Origin of the sequence: Niveispirillum irakense DSM 11586, assembly GCF_000429645.1 — a bacterium.
GTDB classification, from domain to species: domain Bacteria; phylum Pseudomonadota; class Alphaproteobacteria; order Azospirillales; family Azospirillaceae; genus Niveispirillum; species Niveispirillum irakense.
Genome location: NZ_AUCG01000020.1, coordinates 247,421 through 266,647 on the forward strand (window position 1 = coordinate 247,421; position 19,227 = coordinate 266,647).

The following is a 19,227-nucleotide window of genomic DNA, read 5'->3' on the forward strand; positions in this document are numbered from 1 at the left end:
GGGCTCAATCTCCAAAGGTGGATTTCAGTCGGATCATGGCGCTGCCTTCCGTCCAGTCGGCTGCCCGGCGGACCTTTACCCCACCGCCCAGGGTGATGCCCGGCGACAATCGGTAATCAATGGACGCGTCCAGATTATACCCGATGCCGGTATCGGTCTGAGCATCGTAATAGGTACGGAAGCGCGGGTCGTTCCAGCGGTCCGGTATCAGCGCCTCCAGCGCCGCCTGTCCCTCCCGGGAGCCGGCAAAGACGGGGGAGGCATCCTCCTTGAAGTGACGCACACCCACCCCGGCACCCAGCTTATAGGAAAGGTCACCGTCCTGGCCGCGATATTCCACCGGTATGGTCAGAGAGTAGAATTGTTGCGGACTGAAATAGCCGCCATGACCGAAGGTGAAGTAGCGCAGGTTACGCTTGTAATCGAGCGTCGTGACATTGACGCCAACTGTCATTTCTGTTTCCGCCTTCTTGATCAGGCGCAGGAAGCCACCGAGGCTGGCCTCCTTCTTGTTATTGCCGGCGACATTGGTGCCGGACAGGTCAGCATAGCTGAAATCGGCATAAAGACCGATGGTGCCAGTATCGTAAACACCGCCGAAGCTGCCGCCGGTGCTGTCCACACCGCCCCATTTACGGCCCGTCACCGGGTCGATCGTGCCGGCATAGCTCAAGATACTGTCCGTCACCGGGCGTTGTTCAGCACTGACACGAAGCTGGAAGCTGTCCGTCAGTTGCGGTTCCCACTGGATACCGCCCTGGGGACGCGAGAGCAGGAAGCCGATCGGCGTGGAGCCGATATCGATGCTGAAATTGTTGCGGCTATAGGCCAGATTCAGGGCCACGCCATCATCCGTCTGCTTCGGCGGCCGAATGGCAGAGCCTTCCCCCTGGAACATGCTGCTGCCGAAGCGGCGATAGGCGTCGGCATCCTGGTCGAAAGACCCCGCTTCCACATGCACCAGGGTGCCGGTAGCGGTCAGCCGGTCATCGCCGAACAAAGGCAGGGAGAAACCACCCCGCATCGTCCCTTCGCTCAGGCGGCTCATGCCCCGCTCGCCGGAGCGGTAACGGGCATCCACCTCGGCGACAAGCTGTGGCGCCAGCGCGGTGCGGATGCTCTGCTGTTCCTGCTCAATCGCCGCCAGCAATTTATCATCCGGCGCATCGGCGTCGCCCACATCGGTGCTGCGGTTGCGGAACGGGTTACCGGAAGCGCGCATGGCGCGGTCAGGCGCAGATGTGCCCAGTTCCGCCAGCCGTTGCTCCCGCGCCCGTTCCAGCGTGGTCAAGGCCGCGCGGGGTGATCCTTCCGCCCGTGTCAGACGGGCCTGTTGCAGGGTCAGGCGGGGATCGGCGGGGTTTTCCCGCCGCACGGCGCTCAACAACGTGTCGGCCCGGTTGGTTTTGCCGGCAGCAATGGCGGCGTCGATGGCGCCCCGGGCGGCGTCGATATTCTCCGGATCGCGGCGCAGTGCCCCTTCAAACAGGCTCAAAGCCTCGCCCGGACGGCCCGCGCTCATGTAAATGCGGGCCAGGGCCTGGGAGACGTTGGCGTCGTCGGGCTTCTCACGGAACAACGGCGCGATGGCGTCATAGGCATCGGCATAGTTTTCCTGCTCCCGCGCGGTATCGGCATCATAGACGGCCAGGGCTGTCCGCAGTCCGTTCAGCGCCTGCCGTTCGGCTGGCGTCAGGTCACTGCGCGTGTCCAACTGGCGCATGATGCCGATGGCTTCGGTCCGGCGTTCGGCCCGCAGCAGCAGCAGTGCATATTGCATCTGGGTGCCGGGACGGGTTTGCGCGCGCTGTAACTCTGGGCGCAGCAGGGCCAGCGCTTCCGGCAGCGCGCCGGTATCGGCCACGGCGGATGCCAGGGTGGCGCGTGTTTCCGGCGTGGTGGCGTGGCCGCGCAGCGCCAGCATCTTCTCCCGCTGCTCTGCCAGTGTCAGGCCCATCTGTCTGATGGCGTCAATCTGATCCCGCAGCCGGGCCTTCTGCAACAATTCCCGCTGTTCTGCCGTCTGCTCGGCGGTGGGGATGCGCTCCAGCAGGTCTGCTGTTTCCTGCCACCGGTCCCGCTCGGAATTGAACAGGGCGGCGGCGTGCAACCCTTCCGGCGTGCCGGATTGAAGGGTGGGGGCCATGATATCGGCGGCCATCCCATCTTCCTGATGCTGCAACAGCAGACGGGCATAATCCAGGCGCAGCCATGGATCATCCGGTGTCAGGGCCAGCGCTTCGGCAAAGCGGCTGCGCGCGCCCATGGCGTCGCCGCTTTTCATCAATCCGGCGGCCTGGGCGCGCAGCATGGACGCCTTCATGCGCGGATACTCCGACACGCGACCGCGCAAGGCCGGGTCCAGCCCGGCGATCATCTGTTCGGCATCATATTCCCGGCCCTGCTGGATGAGGGCGCTGGTCAGGCCGGTCAGCGCATCGCCATTGCGGGGGTCAGAGGCCAGAACCAGACGGTAACTGGCCTCCGCACCGGCAAAATCATTGCTGCGATTCTGGATATCGGCCAGCAGCAGGCGCGCGGCATTGGCTTCGGCCCCCGGCATGGATGCAGCCTTGCGGGCTTCCTCTGCGGCGGCGGTCAGATTGCCGGCATTCATGGTCTGCCGCGCCCCGGTCATGGTCTGCCAGAAGCGGGCACTGTTCAGGGCCGGTTGCCATTTGCCGGCCTGGGCCGGGGCCGCCTTGCCAGCGGTGGAGAGCAGGTCCGCCGCCTCGGCAAAGCGCGATTGCTTGAGGCGCACCAGCCCGATACCGGCGCGGGCTTCCGCATCGGCATTGTTTTCCACAAGGGCGGCGTTGAAATTGCTTTCCGCCCCTGCCAGATCGCCGCGTTCCAGCGCTGCATAGCCACGGGCCCGTGCCGCGCCGACAGTGGGGGCCGGGCGGGAGGATTGGTTGAAGCGGGCGCGCACCTGTTCATCCCCCGGCGCCAGCGCCAGGTAGGTGTCATAGGCCGCCTTATCCGCCTTGCCGGGGTTCAGCCACAGCAAGGCGTCGCGCCAGGCGCGTCGCGCCTCGGCATTCAGGGGGCCCTGGGCCGACATTTTTTCCAGCAGGGCGATGCCCTCCCGCCGTGTCCCTTCCCGATAGGTCAGCACGCGGGCATAGGCCAGTCTGGTTGCCTCATCCGCTGTCTCTGCGGCAGCCAGCCTGCGCAGGGCGGCATGCGCCTCTGCCCATCCGGCATCGGTGCCGGCCAGGGTCTGGTAAAATTCAAGCGCCAGGGTGCCGGATGGCGGTGTTCCCCCGAAACTCTCCCGATATTTGGCGACCGCGCCGGCAAAATCCCGCGAGGAGGCAAGACGTCGTGCCTCAATCAGGGCAGACTGCCGGCTGCCAGCGGTTTTCACCGCATTGGCCGCCTGCTCCACCCGCTGGCTGTCATGGCTCTTCGCTGCCAGCTCACGCAGCAGCGCGTCGGCCTTGGCGCGGTTGCCCCGGTCGGCCTCCAGCTCCGCCAGCCGCGCCAGTGCGTCCGGATTGCCCGGCGACGTGGCCAGCACAGTGTTCAGCGCCTCTTCGGCCAGATCGGTCCGGTCGCGGCGGGCCCAATATTCCGCCTTCTCCAGCAACAGGCTGATGGCATCGGCGGCACCCTGTGCGGGCACCGCCAGCGCCAGCAGGCCAGCCAAGGCCAGGGCAGCGAGGGAGGAGGAGAATTTACTCATCGGACATCTCCTCGCCGGCACCTTGGGCCACCCGCCGGGCCGCCCGCCGTCGGAGCAGGATGATGGTAGGAATAGTGATCAATCCAATAGCCAGCAGACCCAGCAGCAGCACGAGGCCGTGATGCTGACTGGCCATCCATTGCAGCCGGGTCAGCACATCCAGCGAACCGACCCAATAGCGCGGGCCGACCTGGAAGCTGCGCAGGTCGCCGCCATTCAGGATCACCAGATCGCCTTGCACCTTCTTGGCCAGATCTTCCTGCCGCAGGGCGCCGACAAGGCGGGAGAGCATGGCCTCCGACGTGCCGGTGAAGGCCACCACGCTGCGCCCCGCCGTCACCGGGGACTGGAAGCCCATCAGCACGGCCAGATCGCCGCCACGCACCACCAGCGCCCGTTCCGCCTCTTCCGCCGTGCCGTTGCTGCCGCCCACAGGCACCTCGTCCAGCATGGTGTAGAGGCGATAGAGCGGGCTTACTGTGTTCAAGGTGATGGTATCACCGGACTGGCGCAGCGGGGCGTGGGCGCCCCAGCGCTGCAGCAGCGGTTGACGGCTGAAATCGCCAATCACCACCAGATCCTGCCGGGCCAGCATGTCATCGCCGGTCCCGGATGGTCTGATCTGGAACTGGGTTGCCGGATAGCCGGTCGCAGACCCGGTCAGGGCCAGGAAGTCAAGAAACGCCTCGACCTCCCCGGCCTTGGGTTGGTCAGGCAGCACAATCGTCGTTTCCGACAGGTCGGCCAGCCGGGTGAAGGGGAAGCCGGCCGTGGCGACATGGGCCAGATTGGGCATCGGCGTGAAATGCTTCACGTCGGTCAGGTCGATTTCAGTATCGGCATCGATGCCGGTGCGCAGATTGTTGGGCACTGTCGGCTGGCAGGTGCCCCGATCCACGGGATAGAGATTATAATAAAATTCCAGACGGTTGCGCCCATAGAACAGGTAGGGCGGCAGTTGCACCGGCCGGTCGCGGCGCTGGTAATCATCCAGCAGTGAGGTGCGGAACCAGTCGGTCAGCCAGTCTTCCCGCAATTTCAGGCTGGTGATGTAGGTATTGTTCAGCGTCACATCCAGGCGGGATTGCTTCAGGTCCAGCCAAGCACCACCGGGATAGCGGAAGCGCACATCGACCGGCACGCCGCGATTGCGCCAGACAAACAGGTCGGGCGCCATGTTGAAGGACAGGCTGACCGGCGCGGGCTGGAGCCCGTTGCTCTGCAACTGGTCAGGGGGCAGCAATTCACCCAGCCGCACCTTGCGACCGGTCGGCAACCAGCGCGGGGCATCATAGGGCTGGCGCGGCATCAGCAATGGCTGGCGGGCGGCGGCCCGTTCCCCGGACAAGCCCGCCCCGCCCAAGGCCAGCGTCAGGGCTGCGGCGCGCAGTTCCTCATCATTGCGGCCCAGGACCAGCAGCAGCCGTTTGCCCGGCGACATCGGGTTGGGGATGACGGCCAGCGTCGGACCATCAATCGGCCCCAGGTCAAGCCCGGTCGGTTTGCTGGCCGGTGTGGCAACCAATATGGCGTTATCGTCGGGCAGGTCGTCGCTATGGACGGGGAAATGCGCCGGCCGGTAATCGGCCTCCATCCCCAGCCAGGAGGCGACAATACCGGCCGCACGCAGCACCCCCGTGCCCGGCTGTGCGCCCAGGACGAAGGGCAGGGTCAGCGCGCCGACATCCTTGTCATCGAAGAAGGGGCGCGGCAATTGGGCCAGATCCGGCGCCACCGGCAGGCGCTGAAGGCTGAGCCGCAGCGTGGAGGACGGGTTGACTGCCGCCCAGAGCGCGGAATGCAGCGGGTCTTCACAATCCGTCGTGTAATGGCCGACAAATTCCAGCCCCAGGCGATTATCCGCCTGCAACAGCAGCGGGTTGATCGGCAGTTCCAGCACATGCCCGTCAGCCGTATCCGGCCCCAGGGCGACGCTGCCCAGCAACTCGTCGTTCAGCGACACTTTCAGGTGGCTGATATTCTTCATCAAAGAGGGCGAGTTGCCCAGGCGCAGGGTCAAGGCGGCGGCGGTCGCCACCTCGTCCCGGCGGATGGAAAAAGCAATGGAGCGTCGATCCAGCACGCCGCGCATGGTCAGCGCCCCCTCACCACCGGCCAGGGTGCCGAGTTGCAAGGTCTGGTAGCGGGTGGTGATGCTGGGGGCGATGGCCGGTGTGCCGGTGACCGAGGACTCCTGCCCCCGTGCGGGCGGGGCCGGCAGCAATGCGGTGCCCGCGCATAGCAGCGCCAGGATGGCCACCGTTGGCCGCACAATGCGCAACCGGGGCTTTTCCATCGGTGTTTCTGTCATGGGGGGCAATCCGGCCATCGGCATTGCGGCTGGGGCCGCCAAAGAGGGGGGAAGGGAAACAGGCGCCGGCGTGGGGCGGCTGCGCAGCCGTTGCCACCAATGTTTCACCAGCCCGATCGCGCTGATCAGGATGCGATGCAGGGAGCCGATCAGCCCCGTGGTCTGTGTCCGGTCCCAATCCAGCCAGATATCGGCCCGGCCAAAGGTGGCCAGGACCAGCAGGCGCTTTTGCTCCATGCTCAGCTCGTGGAAAGCCACGCGGATGGAATGGGGCTGGTCGCTCACCACATGCGCCGGCAACAGCAGCGGGGCGCCGCGCAATTCCATTTCCAGGACTACGGGGGTGCCGGCGGGCGGCGGCTGGTCCGCCATCTTCATGCGGATGCCGCCCATGGAAATATCCAGGCTGGTTGCTGGATAGGATTTGCCATTGGCCAGATGCAGCATCAGCGGCAATTCCAGGTCGATCCGGACATGGCGGCGGGCCTGCCGCTTCTCGATACCCACAGCCGCTGCAGCGGCCAGGATCATGATGTTGAAGGAGGCCCAGAACATGTTGATCAGCAGGACGCCGACTTCCCCTTTTTCCAGATCGGCCTGAAGATAACGGTTCAGCCCATAGGCGTAGCCGATCAGAAGCAGCAGGATGGTGAGCAGTTGTGGCATCACCGCCCGGCGGTCGAAGAAGCCAAAGCCCAGCAGGCCGCCCTTCTCCGTCACGTTGAACTTCCCCTTGCTGGGGTTCAGAAGGGTGACGATCGTCGGCAGCACCAGCTGGAAAGCCAGCACGGTTTCATAAACCTCGCCCCAGAACAGGCTGCGATATTTCTTCTGGATGCGGTGGTTTGCCGCCACGGCCAGCAGCAGGTGCGGCAGGGCATAACCCAGGACGGTCGCCGCACTGGTGACCATGACATTCACATTCAGCACAAGGTAAGCCAGCGGGGCCGTCAGCACGACGATGCGCGGCAGCGGGAAGAAGAAATGCATCATCGCATTCATGTAACAGGCGCGCTGGACCAGGCTCAGGCCGGGCCCGAACAAGGGGTTGTCCACCCGGAAGATCTGGTGCATCCCGCGTGCCCAGCGGGCGCGCTGCCCCAGATGCGCTGCCAGCGTCTCCGTTGCCAGACCGGCGGCCAGCGGCATGCGCAGATAGGCTGAATGCCAGCCGTGACGGTGCAGGCGCAGCGCTGTATGCGCGTCCTCCGTCACTGTTTCCACGGCAAAACCGCCAATTTCCTCAATGGCGCTACGGCGCAGGATGGCGCAGGAACCGCAGAAGAAAGCGGCGTCCCACAGATCGTTGCCGTCCTGAACCAGGCCATAGAAAAGCAGACCCTCGCCCGACAGGCGCTGGCCGGCGCCCAGATTGCGCTGCAACGGATCGGGCGAATAGAAATGGTGCGGCGTCTGTACCAGGGCCAGACGCGGATCGGTGAGGAACCCGCCCATCGTCATTTGCAGGAAGGCGCGATTGGGTATGTGGTCACAATCGAAGATCACGATGAACTCACCATCGGTCTTCGTCATTGCATGGTTCAGGTTGCCGGCCTTGGCATGTTTATTGTCAGGGCGGATGATGTAACTCACCCCCCATTCCTCAGCGAATTCCTTGAATTCGGTGCGTTTGCCATCATCCAGAAGATGGATGCGCAGCCGGTCCCGCGGCCAGTCCATCGCCTGTGCGGCCCAGACCGTGTTGCGGACGATGTCCAGGCCTTCATTGTAGGTGGGGATCATCACATCCACCACCGGCCAGACGGAAATATCCTCCGGCAGGGGGACGGGCTTGCGGCCCAGGGGCCATGCGGACTGCATATAGCCTAGCACCATGACCACCCAGCCATATAGCTCCGCCAGCAGCAGGCCGATGCTCAACGCGGCTTGCAGGGGGTTGTCAAGCGCCAGGGTTTCCGTGAGACGCCACCAGAGATACCGGGTGCTGACAATCACGGAAACGACCATCAGCAGCACGGTCCAGCGCCGGCCACGGCGGCGCGACAGGACCAGCAGCAGAAGCAGAACGGCCCCGGTCAACACGAACTGGGCCTGCGCGGAAGCGGGCACCGTGATCAGCGGCAGGAGCAGCAGGCAACCGAGAGCGATGACCCAACGCAACTGGTTGGACCTCAGCTTTTCACCCAAACCATAAGCGCCCCTGGAGGGGGCCTTGTTCTGGCGAAGGAAGGCACTATCGGTCATTGCGCTCACATGATGGCTTGGCTGTGCTTACCGCAGACGGCGGAAAAGACTGTTCAGCCCGTCTTCGCCGCTGGCGGGCGACGGGGGCTGCGTGGGAAGAGGACGGGAAATCCGTTGGAACAGATCGGCGATGGGCGGGTCGCTTGCAGCCGGAGAGGGTGGCTGTGGCGGGGGGATGACGGGTGCTGGCTGCACCGGCTTTGCTTCAATGCGAGGTGGCTTCTGTCGGACGGGCCCTGGTTTTGAGTGCGATGCAGCATGCTTTAGGGTTGTAACCTGAGCCGGCGGTGTCGAGACACCTGCTGCCATCGTCGCCTGTGGCAACAGTTGGCGAACCTCAGTAAAAATATCTACGGGCGTATCATGGCGGATATCTGACAACTCAAAGTACGTGAAGTCAGAAATTCCAGATTTCTCCATGAGATATATGATATCTGCTTGTGAGGCACACATGGGAACCGCCATGTTAACGCATTATAACGAGGATCGTAGTCTTCTAAGCGTCAATGATCCGGCAGGTTAACCGGTTCATATGTTGAACGATGCGCCACGATTATTATTAAATATGATCATACAGCGCGTCTATTAAAATTATATAAAAATTCATGATAAATTGCTTCTATGTGCCATGCCCTCACAGGCGTGTAATTTAATTAATTGATTTTTATAGATTTTTTAGCAACGAAGGGGTGATTTCGGGACCTCGCAAACAAGGGGTCCTAAACGTAAGGATACATCGTATTGATGTATCGCCCGCAATTTGGGTGTCGATATTTTATTCGGTGTGCAACCTGAATTTGATATTTTTCCCGCTGAAAAGGGCGCTGTCCTGCGCAGGCGCGAAAGAGGGGCGCGCCATGGCAAAGCTACCACGGGGCAATGGCCTCATGGTTGTCGGGTTTGGGATGAAAGCCCAAGCATGGTCTGCGGGGCGCAGATCAGCGCTGCCGCCCTTCCGCAGATGCCAGTTTGGCCAGCAGCATCAAACTGGCGGAATAATAATCATCCTCCGACCCCGGTATGGCAGCCAGGGCAGTGCTTCCCGGCTCGCGTCCCAGATTGGTGACCTGCAGGGCCAGTTCCGCGACGCTGCGATACCCGTTGCGTTCCTCATAAGGGGCGATGGCATCGGTTTCCAGATCCACCCAGCCGGGGATACCGGTCGACCATAAGGCGCGGTACGGCGCAGCCAGTTCGGCATCCAACAGCCCGGCCCAGGCCAGATAAAGCGGGACGCGGACAGCATCATAGCCAAAGCGGGGCGGGAAACGGGGGTCGGGTGCGACGCTGCCATCGGCGCCGACCAGCAACCAGTCCGGCGGCAAGCCATATTTGCCGAACCGGGCCCGCCGCATCACCTGCAAACCGGTAAGCGACAATTCCTGCCACAGCATCGCGGCATCGGTGTCTCCTGCCGTTTCCGCCAGACGCGCCAAAATCGGATGAGCAGGAAAAACATAATAGGAGGGATTGAGAGTTATGCCTTCCGCCCGGCGGAAACCCTGCACCCCCGGTAACAGAACCGGTGCCATCGGTCCTTCACGCACGACCAGATGGTCCAGGATAGCGCGGCTGAGGGCCAATGCCGCGTCCCTGAACCCGCCATCGTCCCACCGCGCGGCGGCGCGGGCCAGCGCCCAGGCAACAAGGATATCGCCATCGGCGGCATTGTTGCGGTCCGGCACTGGGTTATCCGTGTCTGGCAACCACCGCCAGGCCAGCAGCCCATCTTCCTCGCGGCGTAAATGGGTGCGGGTCCATTCCCATAAGGCCCGGAAGCTTTCCTTGTCGCCGGCGGCTTCAGCGAACAGCATGCCCCAGCCTTGCCCTTCAGAATGGCTGACCCCCTTGTTGCCTGTATCAACCACCCGCCCCGCGACCCGCACGAAGCGCCGGCGATAAATGGCCCAAGCCGCTTCGAAGGGTGACCCTGCTGCGGCATCAACGGGCGCAGCGGCGACCCCGGATGTCGGCGCGATCCCCGCAGCAGCGGCGGTCAGCATCAGGGTACGGCGGGACAAGGGCAGGGACATCACAATCCGTTCTTCAAACAACCTGGCCCTGAAGCTAGGGGGGCAACCATACCGGGTCAAGCCGGATGGCCGTGATCTTTTCCCGGATGCGTGCCCGCATGGCGGTCCGGGTGGAACAGCCACCGACGGATCAGCTTCTCCATTTCCAGCAGCAGCAACAGTGACACGCCGATGCCGACAGCAACCAGCCCGTCAGTGAAAGGCAGCGGCCTTGTGTCGAACAACGCGTTCAGGACCGGCAGATAGGTGAAGGCCAGTTGCAGCACCACGGTGCCAACCACCCCCAGCAGGACCGCCGGTGTGCCCAGCACCCCCCGCCAGGTCAGGGAGGTCATGTGCAGATAGCGCACGGAGAAGAGATAGAACAGTTCCATCACGACCACGGCATTCACCACCAGGGTCCGTGCCTCCTCCACCGGGCGGCCCTGACCCAGCACCCAGTAGAGCGCGATATTGACCCCGCCCAGGAACAGGAAAGAGGTCAGGACGATGCGCCAGACCAGGAAGCCGGAGAGGATGCCCTTATCCTTCGCCCGGGGTTGGCGGCGCATGGCGCCATCCTCCATCGGTTCGAACGCCAGGATAAGGCCCAGGGCCACAGTCGTGACCATGTTCACCCACAGGATCTGAACCGCCGTCATGGGCATCAGCGTGCCCAGCAGCAAGGCCAGGATCATGCACAGCACCTCGCCGCCATTGGTGGGCAGGGTCCAGGCGATCACCTTGCGCACATTGTCGCCCACGGTGCGTCCTTCACGCACCGCTGCGACGATGGAGGCGAAATTATCATCCGCCAGCACCATCTGGGCGGCTTCCTTGGCGGCTTCTGTTCCGCGCTTGCCCATGGCGACACCGACATCGGCTGTCTTCAGGGCCGGGGCATCATTTACCCCGTCTCCTGTCATGGCGATGATGCGGCCACCGCTGCGCAGGGCTTCCACCAGCCGCAGCTTGTCTTCCGGCGTGGTGCGGGCGAACACGTCGCTTTCCTGGGCGCAGCGGGCCAGGGCCGTATCGTCCATGGCGGCCAGTTCCCGGCCGGTCACGACATGGTCGGTCTGTTGCAGGCCCAACTGGGCGGCGATGGCACCGGCCGTGCCGGCATGGTCGCCCGTGATCATCTTCACCGAAATGCCGGCCCGATGGCATTCGGCAATCGCGGCCATCGCCTCTTCCCGTGGCGGGTCGACCAGCCCCACGACCCCCAGCAGGACCAGATCGCCGGCTTCCACGACGGGGAAGGACAGGTCACCGGCGGGATAGGGCACCTGTTTGGCGGCAAAGGCCAGGACGCGCTGGCCGCGACCTGCCAGCCGCTCCACCTCTGTCTGCCAGAAGCCACTGTCCAGGGGCCTTATGCCATCCGGTCCCTGTTGTTGACCGCACATGGTCAACAGCCGTTCCGGTGCCCCCTTTGCAAAGATGATGGCGGCGCCCTGCCGGTCATCATGCAGGGTGGCCATGAAACGGTGGCCGGCATCGAAGGGGATGGCGTCGCGGCGGGGCCATGCCCCTGCTTCCGCTGCCGGGTCCAGCCCGGCTTTCATGGCGAAGGCCAGCAGCGCGCCTTCCATCGGGTCGCCGGCCACGCTCCATTCCCCGTCGGTATGGTGCAGGGCGGCGTCATTGCACAGCATGGCCGCCCGGCTCAGTGCCTCCAGGCATGAATTGTCGGTTGCTGTCACGGCGCCTTCCGGCCCGGCTATATCGCCGATCGGGGCATAGCCGGTCCCGCCGACGCGCCATTCCGCCTCCGGCACGCGGGCCGTTTCCACGATCATCTCGTTGCGGGTCAGGGTGCCGGTCTTGTCGGAACAGATTACATCCACCGATCCCAACGTTTCCACCGCCGCCAGCCGGCGAATGATGGCGTTATGGGCCGCCATCCGCTGCACGCCAATGGCCAGTGTGATGGTCAGCACGGCGGGCAGCCCCTCCGGGATGAAGGCAACCGCGATCCCGACGATCAGCAGAAAGCCTTCGTCCATCGGCATCTGCCGCACGAACAGCGCCACCGCCAGCAGCACTAGCGACAGGCCGATAATGATGAAGGAAAGATGCCGGGCGAACCGGTCGATTTGCAGCAGCAAGGGGCTGCGCATATCGCCGACCGACTGGATCAGGCTGCTGATCCGCCCCAATTCCGTTTGCAGACCGGTAGCGGTCACGATGCCAGTGGCCTGCCCCGCCGTCACCAGGGTGCCGGAAAACGCCATGCAGGCGCGATCAGCCAGGGCGGTATCGGCAGGAAGGGGTTTGACATCCTTTTCCACCGGGACGGATTCCCCCGTCAGGGGGGCCTCATCCACCTTCAGGCCGCTGCCGCGCAGCAGACGCAGATCGGCGGGCACACGGTCACCCGCTTCCAGCAGCACGATATCGCCCGGCACCAGATCGGCCGCCTCCACCGTGATCCGGTGGCCGCCCCGCAGCACGGCGGCGGAGGGCTGCAGCATGTTCCGGATGGCGGCCATGGCGCTTTCCGCCTTGCCCTCCTGGATGAAGCCGACAATTCCGTTGACCAGAACGACAAGGACAATAACGCCCGCATCCACCGGATGCTTCAGCAGGGCGGCAATCACAGCAGCACCCAGCAGCAGCAGGATCAGCAGATTATTGAACTGCTCCAGAAAGCGGCGCAGCGGTCCCCGCTGGGCCGGCGCCGGCAGGCGATTGGGGCCATAGAGGCGGCGCCGATCCTCCACCATTGCTGGCGACAATCCTGCTGTGGCGCTGTCCAGATGATCCAACACCTCCGTGGCCGGTATGGCATGCCACAGCGGATCGGCCTTATCGGCGGGGTTGGGGGAGGGGCGGCTGCTGGTGGGGGGCATGTCGCGTTTCCTTCTCCGTCGGCGGGTCGCGGGGACAATAGGATGCGAGCGGCTTTGCGGACCTTGACCCATGTCAAATAGATGGCCCGGCAAAAGAAGCGGCGACAAACCGATCATCATTTGCCCTTCTATTGACCCATGTCATGGGCACAGAAGGGCCCTTTAACCGATCATGGGAACGCCCGGTGCTCTCCGACTGTTGAAGGGGCAGCGTTGCGGATCCCGTTTTGACGAGAGGCAGGTGATGAGCCAGTCACTTTCCGATCCCTATACCATTCTGGGCGTGGCGCGTGATGCCACGGCTGCCCAGATCAAATCGGCCTATCGCAAACTGGCCAAGAAGCATCACCCCGATCTCAACCCCGGTGATGCGACGGCGGTGGACCGCTTCAAAGATATCACCTTGGCTTACGAGCTTCTCAGCGATGCCGATAAGCGCGCCCGGTTCGACCGGGGGGAGATTGATGCCAGCGGACAGGAACAGGCGCCGCGCGGCTTCTATCGGGATTTCGCCGAAGGGCCGCAGGCCGGCGCCTATCAGCAGGGATTCGGCGGCGGTGCCGGGCTGGATGAGGATCTGCTGGCAGAACTGTTCGGCCGCATGGCGGGCGGCGGACCGGGTGGACGCAGCGGGATGAAACGGCGGGGGGAGGATGTCTCCTATTCCCTGCGGGTGGAATTCCTGGATGCGGCAGTGGGTGCCAAGCGGCGCCTGACCCTGCCGGATGGGCGTGTGCTGGATGTCACCATCCCGCCCGGCAGCCGGGACCGGCAGACGCTGCGTCTGAAGGGCCAGGGCGGGCCGGGCCTGAACGGGGCGCCCGCCGGCGATGCCTATATCGAGCTGCATGTGCAGCCCCACGCCTTCTTCACCCGCAAGGACCAGGATATCCATCTGGACCTGCCGGTGACACTGACCGAGGCGGTTTTGGGCGCCAAGGTGGCCGTGCCCACGGTCAGCGGCCCGGTCATGCTGACCATTCCGCCCCGGTCGAACAGTGGCACGATGCTGCGGTTGAAGGGCAAGGGTGTGCCTGACCGTGCCGGCGGCCCGGCGGGTGACCAATATGTGAAATTGCGCATCGTGCTGCCCGAGGGCGGTGACGAGGCGCTGGCCCGGTTCCTGGAGAACTGGGAGGCCAAGGATTATGACGTGCGACGCAAGGCGGGGATGGAACCATGAGACGGCTGGAGGATGTGGCCGGGCTGTGCGGCGTGGCCCCGGCGGAACTGGCAATCTGGGTGGAGCAGCATTGGCTGCTGCCCCTGGCGGACGAGGAGGGGCTGAGCTTCTCCGACACCGATCTGGCGCGGGCGCGCCTGATCGTGGACCTGCGGGAGACAATGGGCGTGGATGCGGAAGCGGTGCCCGTCGTGCTGTCGCTGCTGGATCAGGTCCATCGCCTGCGCCGCCGGGTAAAGCTGCTGGCGGGTGCCATGCTGGAACTGCCGGAGGACAGCCGTGCCCAGCTTTGCCAGCGCCTGCTGGCGGCGGAAAGCCGGGATAGCGACCCTGGCATCTAGCATCGCCTGCCAAGGACGATATACCAGTTTCACAACAATCCTTTATGATCACCACGTCCTTTGGCTGACGAGCCGGAGGGCCAAGGATAAGCACGTATCGGGCAGGGGCGCCGTTGCATGGATGAGGTAGGGTTGTTGAGCCGGATGGCCGTGGCGTTGGCCATCGGCCTGCTGGTGGGGTTGGAGCGCGGCTGGAAATTGCGTGAGGCGGCGGCGGGCGCGCGGGCGGCGGGCCTGCGCACCTTTGCCCTGTCCGGTCTGCTGGGGGGCGTCGCCGGCTTGGTGGCGCAGATAACGACGCCCTGGGTGGTTGGTTTCGCCCTGCTGGCCCATGCACTGGCTTTCATCGCCTTCCATCTTATGGAAGCCCGGACAGATAGCGATGTCAGCGCCACCGGCACGGTGGCCGGTATCCTCACCTTCCTTCTGGGGACCTATGCCGTGCTGGGGGAAGTGCGCGTGGCTGTTGCCGTGGCGGTCGCCATGACCATGCTTCTGGCGCTGCGCGACCCGCTGCATCGCTGGCTGCGCGACCTGAAATGGGAGGAAATCCGGGCCGTTCTGGTGCTGCTGGCCATGTCTTTCCTGCTGCTGCCGGTGTTGCCCAACCGCACGGTGGACCCGTGGGAAGCGGTGAACCCGACGGAAATCTGGATGCTGGCGATCCTGATCGCGGCCATTTCCTTCGGCGGCTATGTCGCCATCCGCCTGTTTGGTGACCGGCTGGGCATCATCCTGGCGGCCCTGGCGGGGGGGCTGGCCTCTTCCACCGCCACAACGCTGACACTGGCCCGGTTCGGCCGTACCCATCCGGGGATGGAACCGCTGCTGTCCGCCGGCATCCTGGTGGCGGGCTGTGTCATGGTGGTGCGCGTCGCGTTGCTGGCCATCCTGTTGAACCCGACACTGGCAGGTGCCCTGGCTGTTCCGGCGGCGGTGATGACCCTGGTAATGGTGGTCGCTTCCCTTGTGCTGCTGTTCCTCTGGGGCCGCAGCGGGCAGGGGCAGCAGGCGACCCTGGCCCCTTCCAACCCGCTGGAACTGGCGACGGCGCTGAAGCTGGCCGCGTTCATCGCTATTGTCATGCTGGCGGCTGGCGCTGCCAAAACCTATATCGGGGAACAGGCGGTGCTGGGTGTTGCCGCCATTTCCGGCATCGCCGATGTCGATGCCGTCACCATCTCCATGGCGCGGCTGGGGGGTTCTGCCATCGGCCTGCAGACGGCACTGACGGCGATCGGCATTGCTGTGGGCGTCAATACCATTTCCAAGGCGATCATGGCGGGTACGGTTGGCGGCATCCGCATTGCCCGGCAGGTGGGGCTGGCCAGCGTCCTTGCCCTGGCGGCGGGGGGCCTGGCCCTGACATTCGGCCCCTGACAGGGCCTGCACCCCGCTTGATACAGGTCAAGGCGGGACATGGTGATACAGGCCTAGGCTTGCGGCTGAAATAACAGCGCAGGCAATCATTATGTCGCGGAACGAAAAGGGGGGATTGCGGCTGAAGCGGATCGGGATCGAGACGGGGCGCGAGAATGTCGCCTTCCTGTCGCGGGCCTGTACCCTCTATCGCGCCGCCGAGTTTGAGAGCATCGCCAAGGTGGAGGTGGTGGCCGATGGTCATCGCATCCTGGCCGCCCTGGATCTGGTGGATGATCCGGCCATCCTGGCGGCGGATGCGCTGGGCCTGTCGGCGGGTGCTTTCCAGCGCTTTGGTCTGGCCGAAGGCACGCGGGTCCGCCTGGACCATCCCCATCCGCCGCACAGCCGCGATGCGCTGCATGCCAAGATCGAAGGGCGGGAGTTGGATGCGGCCCAATTCGCTGCCATCATCGCCGATATCGCCGCCCACCGGTACGCCAAGGTGGAGGTGGCGGCCTTCCTGGTCGCCTGCGGCGGCTTCATGACCACGGCGGAGACGCTGCACCTGACCCGCGCCATGGCGGCGGCGGGGGAGCGGCTGTCCTGGGACGCCGATCTGGTGGTGGATAAACATTGTATCGGCGGCATTCCCGGCAACCGTACCTCCATGATCGTGGTGCCCATCGTGGCGGCCCACGGGCTACCGATGCCCAAGACATCCTCCCGCGCCATCACGTCGCCTGCCGGCACCGCCGATACGATGGAAGTGCTGGCCAATGTGGAGGTGGACCTGCCCCGCATGCGGGAAATTGTGCGCGAGGCCGGCGGCTGTCTGGTCTGGGGCGGGCATGTCAACCTGTCGCCGGCGGATGATGTGCTGATCTCGGTCGAGCGGCCGTTGAATATCGACACGCGCGAACAGATGGTGGCCTCCATCCTGTCCAAGAAGCTGGCCGCCGGTTCCACCCATCTGGTGATCGACATGCCGGTGGGGCCCAGCGCCAAGGTCCGCAGCGCCAACGATGCGCTGCGCCTGCGCAAGCTGTTTGAATATGTCGGCGATGCCATCGGGTTGAACCTGCGGGTCACGATCAGCGATGGCACCCAGCCCGTGGGCCGGGGCATCGGTCCGGTGCTGGAGGCGCGCGATGTGATGGCGGTGCTGGAAAACCGGCCCGAGGCGCCCGCGGACCTGCGCGAACGCAGCCTGGCCCTGGCTGGCCGCATCCTGGAATTTGACCCCCGCCTGAGGGGTGGGGCCGGCATGGCACGGGCGCAGGAATTGCTGGAGAACGGATCGGCCCTGGCCGCCATGCAGCGGATCATGGCCTTGCAGGGCAAGCCGCCGCGTGATGCCACGCTGGGGCGGCTTTTCCAGGATGTGGTGGCCGACCATGATGGCACGGTCACCGCCATCGACTGCTACCGCATCTCCCGCATTGCGCGGCTGGCCGGTGCCCCGTTCGACCCTGGTGCCGGGATTGATCTGTTGAAGAAGGTGGGGGATTTCGCCCAGGCGGGCGAACCGCTCTACCGTATCCATGCCGCCACGGAGGTGGATTTCCGCTTTGCCTGCGGGTTGGCGGCGGAAAATGACGGCTATCATCTGGGGCCGGTCACGGCCCGGCTGGAGGGTTTGTGATGTCTGTCGATCCGACCATCACCTTTCATGGCGCTGCGGGCGGCGTCACCGGTTCCTGCTTCCTGGTCCGTTACGAAGGCGGCAGCCTGCTGGTCGATTGCGGCCTGTTCCAGGGCAGCAAGACGGTGCAGGAACTGAATTACCGGGACTTTCCCTTCGATGTCTCGGTGCCGCAGGCGCTGGTGCTGACCCATGCCCATATCGACCATAGCGGCCTGATCCCCAAGCTTTACCGCCACGGGTTCCAGGGGCCGGTCATTGCGACCAGGGGCACGGCTGACCTGCTGACCTTCATGCTGCCCGATAGCGGCCATATCCAGGAAACGGAGGTGCGGCGGCTGAATTTCCGCAACCGGCAGCGCGGCCGTGCCCAGGTGCAGCCGATCTATACCCGCGCTGACGCGGAACGGGTGCTGGACCGGATCAGGCCAGTGGATCGCGATGTCTGGGTGGATGTGCTGCCGGGTGTGCGTGCCCGCTTCTGGGATGCCGGCCATATACTGGGCTCCGCCTCGGTGGAACTGGAACTGCCGGGGGCGGACGGGCCGGTAATCATCCTGTTTTCCGGCGATCTGGGCCCCGGTGACAAGCCGTTCCACCCCCCACCGGCCGGGCCGCACCGGCCCGACTGGCTGGTGGTGGAATCCACCTATGGCGGGCGTGACCGGCCGGTGGTTGATGCCGTCCTGCGCCGGCAGATGCTGGCGACGGAACTGCAGGAGGCTTTCCGCCGGGGCGGGCCAGTGATCATCCCGGCCTTTGCGGTGGAGCGGACGCAGGAACTGCTCTACGACCTTGACCTGCTGTTTGACGAGGGGGCGCTGCCCACCACCCAGGTCTTCCTGGACAGCCCGCTGGCGGTGAATGTCACCCGCGTCTTTGACCGGAACCTGCCCGATATCAACCAGCCCGGCACACCGCCGCCCTTCAGCCGCCGCAACCTGCATATGATTGAGGATGTGGAGGGCAGCAAGCGGCTGAACCGCCTGACCGGCAATGTCATCATCATCGCGGCCAGCGGCATGTGCGAGGCCGGGCGCATCCGCCATCATCTGAAAAACAACCTCTGGCGCCAGTCCGCCACCGTGCTGTTGGTGGGCTATCAGGCGCCGGCCACGCTGGGCCGGCTGCTGCAGGAAGGGGTGGCCAATGTCCGTATCCACGGGGAAGAGGTGGCGGTACAGGCAACCATCCGCACCCTGGACGCCTATTCCGGCCATGCCGACCGGGGCGGCCTGATGCGCTGGACCCTGGACCGGCTGCCCGTGTCCGGCGGGATTTTCGTCGTGCATGGGGAGGACCAGGAGCGGGTGGCCCTGCGCTCCTCTCTCATGGAGGCCGGGATCGACGGGGCCAAGATCCATATTCCGGACCTGGACCAGAGCTGGGCACTGACAGACCGGGGCGCCCGGACCACGGGGACGGAAAAAGCGCCGCCGCCGCGATTGCCGCGTGCGGCCCAGTCCACGCCTGACTGGCACAATAGCTATGCCGCGACGGTCCTGTCCCTGGCTGACAAGCTGCGTTCCGCCGGTTCCGATACGGATCGCGCGGCTCTGCTGGAAAGGGTGCGCAAGGCGCTTTCCGGGGCATGATGTCAGGGGGAGAAGGGTGCGCGTGGTTGGTAA

General features: G+C 64.7%; 9 protein-coding genes. 5 read left to right on the plus strand and 4 right to left on the minus strand.

Going from position 1 to position 19,227, the window contains the following annotated elements:
- Nucleotides 1-4 precede the first annotated feature (4 nt).
- From G473_RS0108250 to G473_RS25825, 4 genes are all read right to left on the minus strand, one after another.
- Nucleotides 5-3,688 carry a cellulose biosynthesis protein BcsC gene (locus tag G473_RS0108250; RefSeq protein WP_029012709.1) on the minus strand — a complete coding sequence of 1,228 codons (3,684 nt, stop codon included), beginning with the start codon at nt 3,686-3,688 and terminating at the stop codon, nt 5-7.
- A complete protein-coding gene (gene bcsA, locus G473_RS0108255) occupies nt 3,681-8,204 on the minus strand; it encodes a UDP-forming cellulose synthase catalytic subunit (RefSeq protein ID WP_051330032.1) in 4,524 nt (1,507 codons plus the stop codon). Before bcsA ends, G473_RS0108250 begins: the two co-directional genes overlap by 8 nt.
- Nucleotides 8,205-9,142: 938 nt before the next feature.
- Nucleotides 9,143-10,237, minus strand: coding sequence for a family 8 glycosyl hydrolase (locus tag G473_RS0108260; RefSeq protein WP_029012711.1), 1,095 nt, complete (start codon nt 10,235-10,237; stop codon nt 9,143-9,145).
- Nucleotides 10,238-10,293: 56 nt separating this feature from the next.
- Entirely contained in the window at nt 10,294-13,071 is a 2,778-nt protein-coding gene (locus G473_RS25825) for an HAD-IC family P-type ATPase (RefSeq protein WP_051330033.1), read from the minus strand.
- 244 nt (nt 13,072-13,315) lie between these two features.
- Between G473_RS25825 and G473_RS0108270 the strand changes: the two genes are divergently transcribed.
- The 5 genes from G473_RS0108270 (at nt 13,316) to G473_RS0108290 (ending at nt 19,194) form a co-directional block, all read left to right on the plus strand.
- A complete protein-coding gene (locus tag G473_RS0108270; protein ID WP_029012712.1) occupies nt 13,316-14,254 on the plus strand; it encodes a DnaJ C-terminal domain-containing protein in 939 nt (312 codons plus the stop codon).
- A complete protein-coding gene (locus tag G473_RS0108275; protein ID WP_035706051.1) occupies nt 14,251-14,595 on the plus strand; it encodes a chaperone modulator CbpM in 345 nt (114 codons plus the stop codon). The genes G473_RS0108270 and G473_RS0108275 overlap by 4 nt, the downstream gene beginning before the upstream one ends.
- A gap of 117 nt (nt 14,596-14,712) precedes the next feature.
- Nucleotides 14,713-15,975: an MgtC/SapB family protein gene (locus tag G473_RS0108280; protein ID WP_029012714.1), complete on the plus strand. Its 1,263-nt coding sequence runs from the start codon at nt 14,713-14,715 to the stop codon at nt 15,973-15,975.
- Nucleotides 15,976-16,066: 91 nt separating this feature from the next.
- A complete protein-coding gene (locus G473_RS0108285) occupies nt 16,067-17,599 on the plus strand; it encodes a thymidine phosphorylase family protein (protein ID WP_029012715.1) in 1,533 nt (510 codons plus the stop codon).
- Nucleotides 17,599-19,194: an MBL fold metallo-hydrolase gene (locus G473_RS0108290; protein ID WP_029012716.1), complete on the plus strand. Its 1,596-nt coding sequence runs from the start codon at nt 17,599-17,601 to the stop codon at nt 19,192-19,194. The genes G473_RS0108285 and G473_RS0108290 overlap by 1 nt, the downstream gene beginning before the upstream one ends.
- The last annotated feature ends 33 nt before the right edge of the window (nt 19,195-19,227 follow it).

Excerpts from the sequence above, each read along its gene's own strand:
- G473_RS0108260 (WP_029012711.1), bottom strand. The coding sequence starts at position 10,237 with ATGTCCCTGCCCTTGTCCCGCCGTACCCTGATGCTGACCGCCGCTGCT.
- bcsA (WP_051330032.1), bottom strand. The coding sequence starts at position 8,204 with ATGACCGATAGTGCCTTCCTTCGCCAGAACAAGGCCCCCTCCAGGGGC.
- G473_RS0108285 (WP_029012715.1), top strand. The coding sequence starts at position 16,067 with ATGTCGCGGAACGAAAAGGGGGGATTGCGGCTGAAGCGGATCGGGATC.
- G473_RS25825 (WP_051330033.1), bottom strand. The coding sequence starts at position 13,071 with ATGCCCCCCACCAGCAGCCGCCCCTCCCCCAACCCCGCCGATAAGGCC.
- G473_RS0108275 (WP_035706051.1), top strand. The coding sequence starts at position 14,251 with ATGAGACGGCTGGAGGATGTGGCCGGGCTGTGCGGCGTGGCCCCGGCG.
- G473_RS0108250 (WP_029012709.1), bottom strand. The coding sequence starts at position 3,688 with ATGAGTAAATTCTCCTCCTCCCTCGCTGCCCTGGCCTTGGCTGGCCTG.
- G473_RS0108270 (WP_029012712.1), top strand. The coding sequence starts at position 13,316 with ATGAGCCAGTCACTTTCCGATCCCTATACCATTCTGGGCGTGGCGCGT.
- G473_RS0108290 (WP_029012716.1), top strand. The coding sequence starts at position 17,599 with ATGTCTGTCGATCCGACCATCACCTTTCATGGCGCTGCGGGCGGCGTC.
- G473_RS0108280 (WP_029012714.1), top strand. The coding sequence starts at position 14,713 with ATGGATGAGGTAGGGTTGTTGAGCCGGATGGCCGTGGCGTTGGCCATC.